Origin of the sequence: Nonlabens marinus S1-08 (genome assembly GCF_000831385.1) — a bacterium.
In the GTDB taxonomy this organism is placed as follows: domain Bacteria; phylum Bacteroidota; class Bacteroidia; order Flavobacteriales; family Flavobacteriaceae; genus Nonlabens; species Nonlabens marinus.
In genome coordinates, this window is sequence record NZ_AP014548.1 from 1,694,341 (window position 1) to 1,710,273 (window position 15,933).

Here is a 15,933-nt window from a genome sequence, read left to right on the forward strand (position 1 = left end):
ATGAAGATACTTATCATCAACGGCCCTAATTTGAATTTATTAGGAACTCGCCAACCAGAGATCTATGGATCCAAAACATTTGACAGTTACTTTTCAGAATTGCAATTTGGCTTTCAAGAAGTCGAGCTGGCAAAGTATCAATCTAATGTGGAAGGCGAATTGATAAATAAGTTACAGGAAGCTCAAGAGCAGGAATACGATGGAATCATACTCAATCCTGGCGCTTATACCCATACGTCACTCGCCATTGCAGATGCGGTTTCTTCCATTAAGACCGCAGTGGTGGAGGTGCACATTTCAAATGTTATGGATCGCGAGCAAATACGTCATACTTCCTTGATTTCTAAAAATGCGGTGGGAACCATATCAGGATTTGGCCTGAACGGTTACAAACTTGCCATTCAAAGCTTTTTAAATACAAGAGAAGCTAATTAAAATCTTTTTATTGATACATAAAAAATCCCGTCTGGAATTTTCCAGACGGGATTTTTAATTTTTAACGATTTGATTACAGACCTGGATATCTTCCAGTTATAATATCGATACCATCAATAACCCAACCTACGAAAAAGAAACCTGCAGTAAAAATGAACAATAGGTTATAAAGCCATGGACTACCTAAAAACCAACGGTGACCTGCAAGGAATCCAGTAACTGGGATAGCCCATAGGACGAAGGCAATAGTTTGATCCTCAGACCAGGCTATAGCGGCTGGAGAGCTCAAAACTGTAGAAGTAGTTTCAACTGAGGTTGCAGGGTCAACTGTAACTACAGCTTGACGTTCTACAGGAAAGGAAGCGTAGCTAAATGAAGATATGAGCATAAAAATACTCATGATAGCGAGTGATAAATTAGTTTTCATAATGGATGATTTTGTTAGTTATCTTTGTTAAAAATAATTATTTAAATGCGCTATCCCTTATTTTTTTTGATTTTGCTAACATATAATTATGGCATGTCTCAACAGATCGATTATGTGGGAATGCTCGCTTTGCAGGATAGTACTTTTATTTCTTATAAAATTGAATTGACTGAAAAGGATGGGTTGTTAAGTGGGTTTTCCTATACCGATCTCAACGGGCCACATGAGTCAAAAAACACGCTGGTTGGTAGATTTGATGATAAGGAAAACACGATCGAGTTTCGTGAAGTAGCTATTGTATATACAAAATCACCTATTACAGAACTCGATTTTTGCTATGTATATTTCAAAGGTGATTTACGTAACCTTAAGGGGAGGGCAAGCCTTACCGGATCATTTAAAAGTTATTATGATGATTTACAACCATGTATAAATGGAGAAATCATCATGCAAGGAGAAGATAAATTTCAGCGTAAAACGGATAAGATTGTTAGTAGAGTAGAAAAGTCGAAGAAGGTACCCGATAGCATAAAACAACGTATTGCTAATAGTAGATTTTTAAATAGTTCTAAGCGTCAAGGATTACAAGGTGGCGAGACATTGAACGTATTCTGGGAATCTAAAATAGCCTACCTAGAAATCTGGGATCCAGGAACGGTTGATGGTGATGCGATGTCCATTAATCTCAATGGCAAGATGATCAAAGACAGTTATTCTCCTAAAAAAGCAAAAACTAAAATTCCATTAATCTTTGATAAAGAGGTCAATAAACTCACCTTAAAAGCACTCACCGAAGGAACTGAGCCACCCAACACAGCACAAATACGAATTACCGACGGCAACGGTAAAGAAATAAGCATGCTGTCGAGTTTCAAGCTAGGTGAGCAGGTTGAGGTGGTGTTTTGTCAAAAGGATTTGAAGTAGATTTAAGTTCAAGGTTCAAGGTTCAAGGTTCAAGGTTCAAGGTTCAAGGTTCCAAAACGCCCTTTATTTTCGGTAATTCCATTTTGACAACCCTCGACGCAACTCCTCAAGGGAAAAGTCTGTTCTAGGTTTACTGGATTTTGTAGTATACTAAAGTGTATCGTCTTCCCTTGAGGGAAGATGAGAGATGGGTGTTGCGATGATTTTTGGAGCCTACTCAGCACATGGCAAACACCCTTTGCCTTCGGCATTTCCCTTGGGGGGGAAACAAGACCATTTTAAATTTATTGTATAGCAATATTTATCATGTTCCCTATAAGGGAAGATAAGAGATGGGTGTTTTGGATGCTGAAATCGAGTAACTTAATACTTGTCATAAAACCACACCAAATTTCTCCCTGGGTGGAATTAATCTCCGCCCCAAACAAAATCAGCAACAAAAAATGCCCCAAATTCCAAGAATTCAGAGCACTTATAATATTTCACTATCATCCAAATTATAAAAGCTGAAAGCTAAAAAAACTCATAGCTCACAGCTCATCGACTCAAATCTACAAGTGAATCACCTCACCATAAGCATCAGCAACAGCTTCCATCACCGCTTCACTCATGGTTGGGTGTGGATGCACGGCTTTCAATACTTCATGACCTGTAGTTTCTAGTTTACGCCCTAAGACCGCCTCAGCGATCATGTCCGTAACACCAGCGCCTATCATGTGACAGCCTAACCACTCGCCGTATTTGGCATCAAAGATCACCTTTACAAAGCCATCCTTAGTTCCAGCAGCACTAGCCTTTCCAGACGCGCTAAAAGGGAATTTACCAACCTTGATTTCGTAGCCAGCTTCTTTGGCTTGTGCTTCGGTCAGACCTACACTTGCAATCTCTGGAGTTGAGTATGTACATCCTGGAATATTACCGTAATCAAGCGGCTCAACGTGCATATCCGCTATTTTCTCCACACAAAGGATTCCTTCAGCACTAGCAACGTGAGCTAGAGCAGGTCCAGCAGTAATATCACCAATAGCGTAATATCCTGGAATATTGGTTTGATACCAATCGTTAACTAGGACTTTACCACGATCTGTAGAAATTCCTACTTCTTCCAGTCCTATATTTTTAATATTTGTCTCAATACCTACAGCACTTAGGACGATATCTGCTTCAATAGTTTCTTCACCTTTTTTAGTTTTTACGGTTGCTTTTACACCATCACCGCTAGTATTAACACCAGTCACCTCGCTAGAAGTCATGATTTTGATGCCTGTTTTCTTAAAGCTGCGCTCCATTTGTTTGGAGACGTCCACATCTTCCACAGGAACGATGCGATCTAAATATTCTACGATGGTCACTTCAGTTCCCATAGCGTTATAGAAATAGGCAAACTCAACACCTATCGCACCAGAGCCTACAATGATCATTTTCTTAGGCTGCTTGTCCAGGGTCATCGCCTCACGATATCCTATCACTTTTTTACCATCCTGTGGTAGTGAAGGTAGTGCTCTTGATTTTGCACCAGTCGCGATAATGATGTGGTTAGCTTCAACAGTAGATGTAGAACCATCTTCTGCTTTTACTTCAATTTTCTTTCCTTTTTTCAAGGTTCCGTAGCCCATGACTACATCGATCTTGTTCTTCTTCATCAAGAACTGGACGCCTTTACTCATGCCTTCCGCCACATCTCTGGAGCGTTTTACGACGGCATTAAAATCCTTGTCAGCGCCAGAAACCTTCAATCCGTAATCTTCTGCATGGTTTAGGTAATTGAAGACATCGGCACTTTTGATCAGCGCTTTTGTTGGGATACAGCCCCAATTCAAACAAACGCCACCTAGAGACTCCTTCTCAACGATGGCTACTTTCATACCCAACTGGGACGCACGTATTGCAGTCACATATCCACCGGGACCACTACCTAAAACGATTACATCGTACTTACTCATATCTGTCAATTTTAAGAGCCGTAAAAATATAGAATAAACGGCTAACGATTGTATTTTTGACCAACCCATTTCCCATGTACAAATCTATCGTCAGACCTCTATTATTTCGCTTCGATCCAGAAGGCGTGCATCACTTTTCGTTTAAGGCTATCAAGTTTTTGAGCAAGGTGCCTGGTTTTAGTTCGCTTTCGCGAAAGCGTTACAAACTCAAACACCCTGCATTAAAAAGGCAGCTTTTTGGGCTAGAGTTCGAGAATCCGGTGGGGCTAGCCGCAGGATTTGACAAGGACGCCAAAGCCTATAGTGAATTCTCAGACCTGGGATTTGGCTTTGTGGAAATAGGAACCTTGACGCCAAAACCACAAGCCGGAAACCCCAAAACTCGATTGTTCCGACTTAAGCAGGACGGCGCTATCGTAAACCGTATGGGCTTCAATAACGGCGGCGTGGATGCTGCGGTGGAGCGGCTCAAAAGAAATAAAAAGCGCATTTCGAGTGCCTCAATGCTTGATGCTAGGAATAATTCGAGGCCTGAGGCACTCGAAGGCCGTCGTAATAAACACACTCTAATAGGCGGCAACATAGGGAAAAACAAAGTCACACCTAATGAAAAAGCGGTCGACGATTACATCATTTGTTTCAATAAACTTTTTGATCACGTTGACTATTTCACCGTAAATGTAAGTTCACCTAATACGCCTGGATTACGCGAATTGCAAGACCGCAAACCGCTTACCCATATTTTGCAAACGCTACAAGATCTGAATAATGCAAAAGCTGCGAGGAAACCTATTCTTTTAAAGATCGCACCAGACCTAACTGATAATCAATTGATGGACATTATAGGAATCGTGGAAGACACAAAAATCGATGGAGTCATTGCCACCAACACGACGATTGAGCGTAAGGAACTTAAAAGTGATATAACACTCCAGAAAGAAGCTGGTGGCCTGAGCGGCGCTCCACTAACAAACCGAGCAACCGAAGTAATCTCATTTCTGCATCAAAAAAGCAACGGCGCATTCCCCATTATAGGAGTCGGCGGAATCATGACCGCACAAGATGCCATCGACAAACTAAAAGCTGGCGCAAGTTTAGTACAACTCTATACAGGGTTTGTCTACGAAGGTCCAGCTTTAGTGCGCGATATCAACAGAGAGATTATCAAACAAGGATTGTAACGTTATTGTCATGCTGAACTCGTTTCAGCATCTACCAGAATTGAATTCTAAGGCTAATTACTTTTACTGAATCACACTAGTATTTTTAATCACAATGAATCTGAAAGAAGTAGAAAGACCCTGAAATAAGTTCAGGGTTACAAGGAAAGAAAGAAAAAACATATACTTGTCATGCTGAACTTGTTTCAGCATCTGCTTGATATAAAACTAAATGCTAGAATCTTTTATAACATTTTCCCTGGCGGCTTTCCTTCTAGCTTTATCACCTGGACCTGACAATATATTTGTGCTCACACAATCCGTCGCTAGAGGCGCACGCTATGGAATCGCCGTGGCCAGTGGTTTGATCACTGGCTGCATTTTTCATACATCAATTGTGGCATTGGGATTTGCGGTAATCTTACGAGATAACGAATGGTTGTTGCTCCTTATAAAAATTGCTGGAGCAATATACCTTTTGTTTCTAGCCTACAAAGTTTATCAGTCCAGCGACAACATCAAGCTGGATGAAAGTGTTGTCAAACAAGATTCCTGGTGGAAACTCTACCGTATTGGAATTACTATGAATCTGCTTAATCCTAAAGTGACTTTGTTCTTTTTGGCCTTGTTGCCACAATTTGTAGTTCAAAATGATATTGCAGAATGGATTCAGATTTACATTTTGGGCGGCATCTTTATGCTGGTTTCACTTGCTACATTTTACACCGTTGCTTTTTTGGGTGGTAGTGTTGCAAAATTCATTCGTGGTTCTAAATGGTTTGCACCAGTAATGAAGTGGACACAGATTGTAGTTTTTGTGGGCATTGTGGTGGCGATATTCATCAGTTGATCTTTTTCAAACCGAAATAATTAGACTGGAATAAGAGTAATGACTTCCCTCAAGTCATAGACAAAAACTTATGCTAAGTACTATCTTTACCAGAATGGAAAAAGTGAAAATCATAGAATGTCCGCGCGACGCCATGCAGGGAATTAAGGATTGGATACCAACACCTACAAAGGTGCAATACCTTCAATCGCTGCTGCGGTGCGGGTTTGATACTATCGATTTTGGTAGTTTTGTGTCGCCTAAAGCCATTCCGCAAATGGTCGACACGACTGAGGTTCTCGCACAACTCGACCTTTCAAAAACCGATTCTAAACTACTCGCCATCGTTGCAAACCTACGTGGAGCACGAGCCGCTTGCGAGCATCCAGAAATTGATTATTTAGGCTACCCGTTTTCTATAAGTGAGAACTTCCAGATGCGTAACACGCATAAAACCATTGCTCAGTCTGTTGAATTATTGCAAGAAATTTTAGACCTCGCTTTCGCGAAAGGGAAAAAAGTAGTCGTCTATATATCCATGGGTTTTGGGAATCCTTATGGTGATCCATGGAACGTGGACATCGTAGGCGAGTGGACCGAAAAGCTGAGCGCGATGGGCGTGGAGATTCTATCGCTGTCAGACACAGTAGGGACATCAGATCCAGAGTCCATTGACTATTTGTTCTCTAACCTAATACCGCGATATCCTGCGATTGAATTTGGTGCCCATTTACATACCACACCAAACAAATGGCACGAAAAAGTCGATGCCGCCTACAAAGCTGGCTGCCGCAGGTTTGATGGAGCCATTCAAGGTTTCGGTGGTTGCCCTATGGCAAAGGACGAACTCACCGGCAATATGCCTACAGAGAAAATGGTAAGCTATTTCAATGCTGCAAAAGCCAACTGCAATGTCAACGCGATGCCTTTTGAGAGTAGCTACAATGAGGCTACTAAGATTTTTAGGCAGTATCATTGATATATTGATACCGCATTTCGAGAGCATTTCGACCAGCTCAATGTGGCACCTCAATGCTCGGTTTTGAGTACTTATCCGAGGTCTGAGGTTCTCGAAGACCGACAATATAAAAACTGAAGATAAATTTTCATGCCAGTAGGATATATGTACATCTTGGAAAGCTCTGACGGTAGCTACTATACTGGAAGTACGATTCATTTAGAGGTTCGGCTAGGCTAACATAATGCTGGATTAGGAGCAAATCATACTAAGAAAAGACTTCCAGTAGAGTTGAAATATTTTGAAAAATACGACAGGATTGACACTGCATTTTATCGAGAGAAACAAGTTCAAGGCTGGAGCAGAGCTAAAAAGGCAGCTCTGATTGAAGGTAGGTTTTCTGATCTACCAGACTTATCAATTGCTTATCGGGATTTAAAAGATTTGGATAAATAAGTTAGACCTCTTGAATTAACAGGCCGCATTTCGAGAGCCTCAATGCTCAGTCACGAGTTCCAATCCGAGCCCTGAGGTTCTCGAAGGGCAATTCGGCAAAAAATTGTTTGTTTTAAGAGTAAAGTCTGGTTCTGGATTTAATCAAAGCAACATTTCGAGAGCATTTCGACGAGTTCAATTTTAACACGTCAATGCTTGATTGAAATTAATGATCGAGGCCTGAGGCTCTCGAAGGCCGTCTTGAGAAAACACCACTGTTAAACCACTTGCACATCAAACTAACAAGTGTTAGTTTCGTAAGGAATTAACGACCTATTTAGAGTGAACAAATTCCACGACATTCGATTATCAGAGGTTTACAAAGAAACTGAAGACACTACGGTTCTTGCATTTGATGTGCCAGAAGAATTAAGAGAAGACTTTGATTACCGTCAAGGCCAATTCTTAACCTTGCGAGCAACGATCAATGGCGAGGATGTGAGAAGAAGCTATTCGCTGTGCAGCAGTCCGCTGGATCAAGAATGGAAAGTTGCTGTTAAAGAGATTTTTGAAGGCAAGTTTTCTACCTACGTAAATCGTGAGTTAAAGACTGGCGATACCCTTCAAGTAGCTGCACCTAGTGGTGATTTTGGGATTGAGTGTGTGAATGAAAAGCAAACCAAAAATTACATTGCGTTTGCGGCTGGTAGTGGCATAACCCCCATGTTGAGTATCATAAAAACTCATTTACAGAGCGAGCCAAATGCCAAATTCAAGTTATTCTACTTGAACCGTATGGCAAAATCCATTATCTTCAAGGAAGAGATAGAGGCTCTGAAAAACAAATACTTAAGTAGGTTTGAGGTCTTTTATTTCTTGAGTCGCGAGCACAGAGACATTCCGTTGTTCAACGGTAGGTTTGATAAAGAAAAACTACAGCAATTGACTCAAACGCTTATAAATGCACCATATACTGATGATGCTTTTATTTGCGGTCCAGAGGAGATGATCTTCTTGATTAGAGATGAGTTGGTCGCAGCAGGAATGAAGAAAGAGAACGTTCATTTTGAATTGTTCGTCAGCGGTTTGAGCGATGCAGATAAAGCCAGAGCCGCCGCAGCTCTAGAGAAAAAAGTAGATGGTGTGGACGTGACCATTATAGATGGAAGTAAAGAATTCCATTTTGTGCTGGGTGATGACCACGACAATGTTTTGGACGGTGCGATTGCCGCGGGAGCTGATTTGCCATATGCCTGCAAAGGCGGCGTTTGCAGCACCTGCAAGTGCAAGGTAGAAGAAGGCAGTGTAGAGATGAAAGTCAATTATGCGTTGTCTGATGAGGAGGTCGACAAGGGGTATGTCCTAAGTTGTGTAAGCGTTCCAACCAGTAAGAAATTAGTAGTGAATTACGATGTTTGATGCCATGCTGAACTCATTTCAGTACCTCAAGACTAGAAACACAATGTTGATGTTAATTTCGCTTTCGCGAAAGCGGAACAATTTATGAGCATTTAAACATACAATAAGCAAAGCCGTCCTGCGATGGCTTGACGATAACAAGAATGAGAACCATGTCAGTTCGAGCGCAGTCGAGAACAGTTTGACAATTAAAAATAGAAACCATGAGCGAAGCAGAAATCAAGAGTCTAGAAGAGCAATTTGATGCAAAAATTGCTCGAGACGAGAAAATAGAGCCAAAAGACTGGATGCCAGAAAAGTATCGCAAGACACATATCAGGCAAATATCCCAGCACGCGCATTCTGAAATTGTCGGGATGTTGCCTGAAGGCAACTGGATTACTCGTGCGCCATCACTGCGACGTAAAGTTGCTTTGCTGGCAAAAGTTCAGGATGAAGCTGGTCACGGTTTATATCTCTACAGCGCTTGTGAAACCTTGGGAATCACTCGCGAGCAGATGTATGAAGACCTACATTCTGGAAAGGCGAAATATTCTTCCATATTCAATTATCCGACAGTTACATGGGCAGATATGGGTGCCATAGGCTGGTTGGTAGATGGTGCTGCCATCATCAATCAAGTGCCGTTGTGTAACACCTCTTTTGGACCATACGCTCGTGCCATGGTACGTGTTTGTAAAGAAGAGAGCTTCCACCAGAGACAAGGTTATGAGATCATGTTGTCGCTTTGTAATGGTAGCGAGGAGCAAAAGGAAATGGCGCAGGATGCACTGAATCGCTGGTGGTGGCCATCACTCATGATGCTAGGACCAACAGATGCCGAAAGTACGCACACCGCACAATCCATGAAGTGGAAATTGAAACGTAAAACAAACGATGAGTTGCGCCAGCAGTTTATTGATCAAACCGTTCCACAAGCAGATATTCTAGGCTTGACTATTCCAGATCCAGATTTGAAATGGAATGAAGAAACTGGACATTATGATTTTGGCGAGATTGATTGGGATGAGTTCTGGCAAGTGGTCAAAGGTCATGGTCCTATGAACAAATCAAGACTTGATGCACGTAGAAACGCATGGGAAAATGGTGCTTGGGTACGTGAGGCAGCAACAGCTTATGCAGACAAGCAGCGAGAAGGAAAAGAAGAAGCAGCTAAAGCATCATAAATTTAAAGTAAGCCGTCTTAGGACGGCTTTGCTATTTTACAATATCTAATCATATGAGTAATTCAAACAAAAAAGAAATACCACTTTGGGAAGTATTCATTCGTTCCAAAAATGGTTTGGAACATCGTCATTGCGGTAGCTTACATGCAGAAGATGCCGAAATGGCCATGAACAATGCACGTGACGTGTACACTAGAAGAAATGAAGGTGTAAGCATTTGGGTAGTAGAGTCATCCAATATAACTGCCAGTAGCCCAGATGACAGCGGTTCATTATTCGAACCGGCTAGTGATAAGGTGTACAGACATCCCACTTTTTATGAGTTGCCGGATGAACTCAAACATATGTAAAAGCTTAGCTTTTTCATATGTCAGAGTTCAAATTTAAATTTAAACCAAAACTGAAATTTAAAAGGTATGAATAAGGCTTATGATTTAGAGGACAGATTCATAGATTTTGCCGCGGCTATCGTTTAGGAGTTCGATAAACCTTCAAAGACTTTTGCATCTAGATATTATGCTGAACAGCTTATAAGATCTTCTGGATCAGTTTCATTAAATTTTAGTGAGTTTGCAGGTGCTGGAACTGAACGAGATAAAATAAATAAACTTAGAATTTCGCTTAAAGAAATTAAAGAGTGTAATAACAATCTCAAAATTCAGCTAAAAGCAGGAATTGGAAATCCCGAATCTTTAAAGTCTTTACAAGATGAAGCGGAGCAAATTATTAAAATTCTAGTTGCGATAATAAACAAACGATAAAAGCCATTTAAATTTAAGTTTAGACTTAGGTTTAGATTTAAAACATCCAATACATTCATGGAAAAACAGCTATCATCATCAAAACCAATTCGGGAACTAAACCCACAATTCCTCGAATCAAAGGAAAACAAACAGCACCTTATCGATTATCTATTGGGTGTTGCTGATAATTACTTAATTCTTGGACAACGACTAGGGGAACTATGCGGTCATGGGCCCAACCTAGAACCAGACATTGCGATTACTAATATTTCGTTGGATATCTTGGGCCAAGTGCGCAGTTATTATCAATACATAGCGCAGCTCAAAGGCGATAAGACGACCGAGGATGACATCGCTTTTCTAAGAACAGAACGTGAATATAAAAACGTTTTGCTGGTCGAACAGCCTAATATTGATTTTGCCTACGTAATAGTCCGTCAATATTTCTTTGATGTGTATAATCGCTTATTCTTGAATGCATTGCAACAAAGTGCAGACGAAACTCTGAGAGCACTTGCATTTAAAGGGATTAAAGAAGCTAATTACCACGAGCGTTTCTCAGGCGATTGGTTAAAGCGATTGGGCGACGGAACAGCAGAAAGCAAAGCCAAAGCTCAAGAAGCCGTTAACAATCTTTGGATCTTCACAGAAGAATTATTTCATAAAACAGAAGCCGATACGTCTATGGTTGAAGCTGGCGTTGCGCCAGATATGCTGCAGTTCAAGGAATATTATTATGAGAAAATTGAAGAGCAATTATCCATAGCCACACTAGATATTCCAGAAGTAGAATACTTCCAAAAAGGTGGAAAGCAAGGAGTACACAGTGAACATATGGGATACTTGCTAAGTGAAATGCAATACATGCAGCGTACTTACCCTAATTCAAAATGGTAAATATTAGAAATATAAATTAAGAAAATGTCAGTTCGATCGGAGTCGAGAACAGTTCAACTGGCTTAATATCAAATCTCAAACTATAAACCTCAAAATGATCCAAGATCTAAACATATCAGAAGAGCTTCTAGAAATTTTAGAATCCGTAAAAGATCCTGAGATTCCAGTTTTGAATGTGGTAGATCTTGGTGTTATCCGTGATGTTGAGGTCAATGGTAAAGAAATTACGATTAAATTGACGCCTACTTATAGCGGTTGCCCGGCGATGGATGTGATAGGTGATGATCTGGAACGCGCCTTTGAAAAGGAAGGATACACCACAAATGTCCAATTGATCATGAGTCCGCCGTGGACGACTGATTGGATCACAGAACGTGGTCGCAAGGCACTGGAAGAATACGGTATTGCCGCACCGCTGGATGAAACGGCTGACAAGGATGTGCTGCTCAACGAAAAAAAACTGGTCAAATGCACCAATTGTGGTTCAACCAATACAAAATTGGTGAGCCAATTTGGTTCCACCGCGTGTAAGGCCATGTTTCAATGTGAGGATTGTCACGAGCCATTCGATTATTTTAAATGCTTGAAATGATTCCGCTTTCGCGAAAGCTAAAACCAAAATACATTCTGTAAAATAACTAACCGAAGCCGTCCTGCGACGGCTTGACAATTAAAATAACAAATGTCCCAATCCATACAATTAGAAATCGATAACGGCATTGCCGAAATCACTTTCAATCGTCCACAGGTCTTCAATTCCTTCAATAAAGAAATGGCTTTTGCAATGCAGGATGCGCTCGATCGCTGTGCGCAGGACGACGTCCGCGCCGTCATGATCACTGGAAACGGCAAGGCATTTTGCGCTGGTCAGGATATTCAGGAAATCACAAATCCAGACCTCAATCCAGGTTTCAAAGCCATTCTTGACGATCATTACAATCCGATTGTATTGAAAATCCGCAATCTGGAAAAGCCTGTGGTTGCTGCCGTCAATGGTGTGGCAGCTGGTGCTGGAGCAAATCTGGCTTTGTGCTGCGATGTAGTAATCGCGACCGAAAGTGCTGCTTTCATTCAGGCGTTTTCAAAAATTGGGCTTATTCCAGATAGCGCGGGAACGTTCTTTCTGCCACGATTGATTGGGTTTGGAAAAGCAAGTGCTGCAATGATGCTGGCAGATAAAATTACCGCTGCAGAAGCTGATCAATTGGGAATGATCTATAAAATGGTAAAGGATGACGAGTTCCTCGCTTTCGCGAAAGCGACCACAAAAAAACTGGCCGAATTACCGACTATAGCTCTAGCCAATACTAAAAAGGCACTCAATGAGTCCATGACCAACAACGTGGAACAACAATTAAAATTGGAGTCCAAATTGCAAATTGAAAGCGCATCCACGGCAGACTATGAAGAAGGCGTCGCGGCATTTATGGAGAAAAGAAAACCGAATTTTAAAGGGAAATAAATCCAATAAAATCAAGCATCAACATTGCGTATTTAATATCTCCAATCCCGCATGGATAGTTTAACTCAAATAGTTCTAGGAGCCGCAGTTGGTGAGGCTGTGTTGGGTCGCAGGGTTGGGAACAAGGCGTTGCTCTATGGTGCGATTGCAGGTACAATTCCAGATCTGGATGTCCTTGTACAGAACTTTGCTGATACGATTACCGCAACTGAGGCACATCGCGGCTTTAGCCATTCCATTATCTTTTGCGTTTTGGCAGCACCATTATTGGGTGGGCTGGTCAATAAAATAGAGAGCAAGCAAAAACTGGGCTGGAAACCTTGGGCATGGCTGTTCTTTTGGTGTTTGTTCACGCATCCGTTATTAGATTGTTTTACCACTTGGGGAACACAGTTGTTCTGGCCATTTGATTGGAGAATAGCTTTCAACAGTATTTTTGTGATTGACCCGTTGTATACCATTCCGTTTATGGTTTGTGTCATCTGGGCAATATTCCTAAAGAGATCTTCGACATTACGCAAGAAACTCAATTGGACGGGAATTGCCATCAGTTCAACTTATTTAATATGTACCGTTGGACTTAAGATGATCGCTACTGCTAGATTTGAACAAGCGCTGGAAAACCAAAAGATTGACTATAATCACATCTCAACCAGACCAGGTGCGTTCAGTACCATTTTATGGAACGCCAATGTAGAAACAGAAAATGCGTATCTCTTAGGAGACTATTCCTTTTTTGACTCGCAACCTATAAGCTTTGATCTATATCCCAAAAACCGATCAGCAGAACCGGAGTTTGAATCACCACAAGCTCGAGAAGATATAGAAAGAATGAAAGATATCGCTCAAGGCTGGTATCTAATGGAAAACAAAAATGGCAAATGGTATTTCTATGATCTACGTTTTGGATTAAGACCTATTAATCAAAACGAAAAAGAATTTGTATTTGCCTATATTGTGAAAGAAGGTGATGATGGGCTAATTGTAAATGAAACGGATAAAAACCTTGAGGATGCTAGCTTGATATTTAAAGAGTTATGGGAGCGCATTCAAGGAAATTAAATGATATCTGATTTAAGATATTTGATATTAGATTTTTGATTTTTAAGTATTTATGAGAGCACAGGATTTAGAGGATAGGTTGATAGGTTTTGCCGTTTCAGTAATCAAAGCTTGTAAATTTTTAGATAAAAGCTTTGCTTCACAACATCTATCTAAACAATTGATTCGATCAACAACATCTGTCGCGTTGAATTATGGCGAGGCACGCGGTGGAGAATCTACAAGAGACTATTTGCACAAAATGAAAATTTGTCTCAAGGAATTAAGAGAGTCTTACATTAATTTAAAAATTCAAAAAGGTGCGGATTTAATAACTAAAATCGAACTTATCGATTCCCTACTTGATGAAAACAATCAACTGATATCAATTTTTGTAGTCAGTATTAAAAACACAAAGACGGTATAGAATGACAGATCAAAAATCAAAAATCAAAAATCAAAAATCTCCAATCACTAAGGTTGGAATTATAGGAGCAGGAACCATGGGAAGCGGTATCGCTCAGGTCGCGGCGACAGCAGGATGCAAGGTGAAACTATTTGATTTGAACCTAGATCAATTGCGCACCGCAGAAGACTCATTGGAAAACATTTTATCCCGACTTGTTGAAAAAGGTAGGATCGAGCAGGTAGAAAAGAAACGTATTCAAGAAAACATTTCCTTTGTGCCTCAAATGGAAAGCCTTCATGATAGTGACTTGACCATTGAAGCGATCGTTGAAAACCTAGAAGTAAAAAAAGAAGTGTTTACACAAATAGAGCATTTAGTTTCTGACGATTGTATTATAGCTTCAAATACTTCAAGCCTAAGTATTACAAGTATTGCTGCTTCATTGAAGAAGCCAGAACGCTGTATAGGAATTCACTTTTTCAATCCGGCGCCATTGATGAAATTGGTGGAGATCATTCCAGCAGTGCAAACAGATGAAAAGATCACAGATGTCTGTGTATCGACGATAAAAAGTTGGAGAAAGACCACTGCGGTAGCAAAGGATACTCCAGGATTTATCGTCAATCGAGTAGCGAGACCATTCTACAGTGAGGCACTGAGAATGTATGAAGAAGGAATGGCTGACATCCCAATGCTAGACAAGGTTGTGCGCCAAATGGGTTTCCGTATGGGGCCATTTGAACTGATGGATTTTATAGGCCATGATGTTAATTATGTGGTGACCGAATCGGTTTTTGGAGCATTCTATTACGATCCACGTTATAAGCCATCGCTGACTCAAAAGCGATTGGTTGAAGCTGGCTGGCTGGGAAGAAAATCAGGTCGCGGATTCTACAAATTTGAAGACGGAAATAAAATTGAGCCAGATCACGATCCAGAAATGCTTACTGGCGCTGACGCTAAAGCCATTCAAGATCGCTTGCTGGTCATGCTTATCAATGAAGCTGCCGATGCACTTTATCTAAAAATTGCAACTGCCGAAGATCTTGACAACGCCATGACAAAAGGCGTTAATTACCCCAAGGGTTTACTGGCTTGGGCTGATGAGAAAGGATTGGATTGGTGCGTGAATCAGCTGGATGCATTGTATGATTTTTATAGGGAAGATCGATACAGGTGTTCGCCTCTACTGCGTAGTAAAGCGAGCAAGAAGGAAACCTTTTTCCAATCATGATAGAAGGAAAAGAAATTCCAGCCAAAATGCTTTCGCTCGATCCATTTTCCACATGGATGGGAATGGAGATCATCCATGTTGAAGTTGGCCGAGTCAAATTAGGGATGAATATCAGACCTGAGATGCTCAATAGTATGGGAAAGGCGCACGGTGGCATTACCTATGCACTGGCAGACACCGCTTTTGGCTTCACTTCAAATACACATGGTAAATATGCCGTGTCCATCGAGACCAGCATCAACCACATCGAGGCGCTGGAAGCTGGCGATTACATCACCGCAGAATGCACGCTGGATAAAACCAAAACCAAAGTCGGTTTCAATATCGTCGAGGTTAAAAAAGACGACGAATTGGTAGCCCTTTTCAAAGGCGTGGTTTATAGAACCAATAAGGATTGGGAATGAGTTCGCTTTTGCGAAAGCGAAATAGGAGATGAGATGATTAGAGGATG

19 protein-coding genes and 1 pseudogene are annotated in these 15,933 nt (G+C 41.0%); 18 read left to right on the top strand and 2 right to left on the bottom strand.

Annotated features, from left to right (window positions below; all coding sequences use genetic code 11):
• Entirely contained in the window at positions 1-435 is a 435-nt protein-coding gene (gene aroQ / locus NMS_RS07760; protein WP_041496193.1) for a type II 3-dehydroquinate dehydratase, read from the top strand.
• Positions 436-508: 73 nt separating this feature from the next.
• On the opposite strand, the gene NMS_RS07765 is transcribed toward aroQ, so the two are convergent.
• Positions 509-862 carry an NINE protein gene (locus NMS_RS07765; protein ID WP_041496194.1) on the bottom strand — a complete coding sequence of 118 codons (354 nt, stop codon included), beginning with the start codon at positions 860-862 and terminating at the stop codon, positions 509-511.
• 93 nt (positions 863-955) lie between these two features.
• On the opposite strand from NMS_RS07765, the gene NMS_RS07770 reads away from it, so the two are divergent.
• Complete coding sequence (locus tag NMS_RS07770) at positions 956-1,786, top strand: hypothetical protein (RefSeq protein ID WP_197539483.1); 831 nt, start codon at positions 956-958, stop codon at positions 1,784-1,786.
• Positions 1,787-2,337: 551 nt separating this feature from the next.
• Here the strand turns inward: NMS_RS07770 and lpdA are convergent.
• Positions 2,338-3,729, bottom strand: coding sequence for a dihydrolipoyl dehydrogenase (lpdA, locus tag NMS_RS07775; protein ID WP_041496196.1), 1,392 nt, complete (start codon positions 3,727-3,729; stop codon positions 2,338-2,340).
• 74 nt (positions 3,730-3,803) lie between these two features.
• Between lpdA and NMS_RS07780 the strand changes: the two genes are divergently transcribed.
• The 16 genes and pseudogenes from NMS_RS07780 to NMS_RS07840 all read left to right on the top strand — a co-directional run bounded on the left by NMS_RS07780 (position 3,804) and on the right by NMS_RS07840 (position 15,886).
• On the top strand, positions 3,804-4,910 hold the full coding sequence (locus NMS_RS07780; protein ID WP_041496197.1) for a quinone-dependent dihydroorotate dehydrogenase: 1,107 nt from the start codon (positions 3,804-3,806) through the stop codon (positions 4,908-4,910).
• A gap of 211 nt (positions 4,911-5,121) precedes the next feature.
• Positions 5,122-5,739, top strand: a complete 618-nt coding sequence (locus NMS_RS07785; protein ID WP_041496198.1) for a LysE family translocator — start codon at positions 5,122-5,124, stop codon at positions 5,737-5,739.
• 94 nt (positions 5,740-5,833) lie between these two features.
• Positions 5,834-6,697, top strand: coding sequence for a hydroxymethylglutaryl-CoA lyase (locus NMS_RS07790; protein WP_041496199.1), 864 nt, complete (start codon positions 5,834-5,836; stop codon positions 6,695-6,697).
• 144 nt (positions 6,698-6,841) lie between these two features.
• Complete coding sequence (locus NMS_RS14020; RefSeq protein ID WP_231862408.1) at positions 6,842-6,916, top strand: GIY-YIG nuclease family protein; 75 nt, start codon at positions 6,842-6,844, stop codon at positions 6,914-6,916.
• Between the two features lie 51 nt (positions 6,917-6,967).
• Positions 6,968-7,132, top strand: coding sequence for a GIY-YIG nuclease family protein (locus tag NMS_RS14025; protein WP_231862373.1), 165 nt, complete (start codon positions 6,968-6,970; stop codon positions 7,130-7,132).
• Positions 7,133-7,453: 321 nt separating this feature from the next.
• Positions 7,454-8,530 carry a 1,2-phenylacetyl-CoA epoxidase subunit PaaE gene (gene paaE / locus NMS_RS07795; protein ID WP_041496200.1) on the top strand — a complete coding sequence of 359 codons (1,077 nt, stop codon included), beginning with the start codon at positions 7,454-7,456 and terminating at the stop codon, positions 8,528-8,530.
• Positions 8,531-8,733: 203 nt separating this feature from the next.
• Positions 8,734-9,696, top strand: a complete 963-nt coding sequence (gene paaA / locus NMS_RS07800; protein WP_041496201.1) for a 1,2-phenylacetyl-CoA epoxidase subunit PaaA — start codon at positions 8,734-8,736, stop codon at positions 9,694-9,696.
• Positions 9,697-9,749: 53 nt separating this feature from the next.
• On the top strand, positions 9,750-10,046 hold the full coding sequence (gene paaB / locus NMS_RS07805; protein ID WP_041496202.1) for a 1,2-phenylacetyl-CoA epoxidase subunit PaaB: 297 nt from the start codon (positions 9,750-9,752) through the stop codon (positions 10,044-10,046).
• A 171-nt stretch (positions 10,047-10,217) separates the two neighbouring features.
• A pseudogene (locus NMS_RS13725) lies at positions 10,218-10,457 on the top strand (four helix bundle protein); the annotation flags it as partial.
• A gap of 57 nt (positions 10,458-10,514) precedes the next feature.
• Positions 10,515-11,336, top strand: coding sequence for a 1,2-phenylacetyl-CoA epoxidase subunit PaaC (gene paaC / locus NMS_RS07810; RefSeq protein WP_084217654.1), 822 nt, complete (start codon positions 10,515-10,517; stop codon positions 11,334-11,336).
• A 94-nt stretch (positions 11,337-11,430) separates the two neighbouring features.
• Positions 11,431-11,928 carry a 1,2-phenylacetyl-CoA epoxidase subunit PaaD gene (gene paaD, locus NMS_RS07815; protein WP_041496203.1) on the top strand — a complete coding sequence of 166 codons (498 nt, stop codon included), beginning with the start codon at positions 11,431-11,433 and terminating at the stop codon, positions 11,926-11,928.
• A 90-nt stretch (positions 11,929-12,018) separates the two neighbouring features.
• Complete coding sequence (locus tag NMS_RS07820; RefSeq protein ID WP_041496204.1) at positions 12,019-12,798, top strand: enoyl-CoA hydratase-related protein; 780 nt, start codon at positions 12,019-12,021, stop codon at positions 12,796-12,798.
• A 51-nt stretch (positions 12,799-12,849) separates the two neighbouring features.
• Complete coding sequence (locus tag NMS_RS07825) at positions 12,850-13,860, top strand: metal-dependent hydrolase (RefSeq protein WP_041496205.1); 1,011 nt, start codon at positions 12,850-12,852, stop codon at positions 13,858-13,860.
• A 52-nt stretch (positions 13,861-13,912) separates the two neighbouring features.
• A complete protein-coding gene (locus NMS_RS07830; RefSeq protein ID WP_041496206.1) occupies positions 13,913-14,266 on the top strand; it encodes a four helix bundle protein in 354 nt (117 codons plus the stop codon).
• 1 nt (position 14,267) lies between these two features.
• A complete protein-coding gene (locus NMS_RS07835) occupies positions 14,268-15,482 on the top strand; it encodes a 3-hydroxyacyl-CoA dehydrogenase NAD-binding domain-containing protein (protein ID WP_052476832.1) in 1,215 nt (404 codons plus the stop codon).
• On the top strand, positions 15,479-15,886 hold the full coding sequence (locus NMS_RS07840) for a PaaI family thioesterase (protein ID WP_173405822.1): 408 nt from the start codon (positions 15,479-15,481) through the stop codon (positions 15,884-15,886). Before NMS_RS07835 ends, NMS_RS07840 begins: the two co-directional genes overlap by 4 nt.
• Positions 15,887-15,933 lie beyond the last annotated feature (47 nt).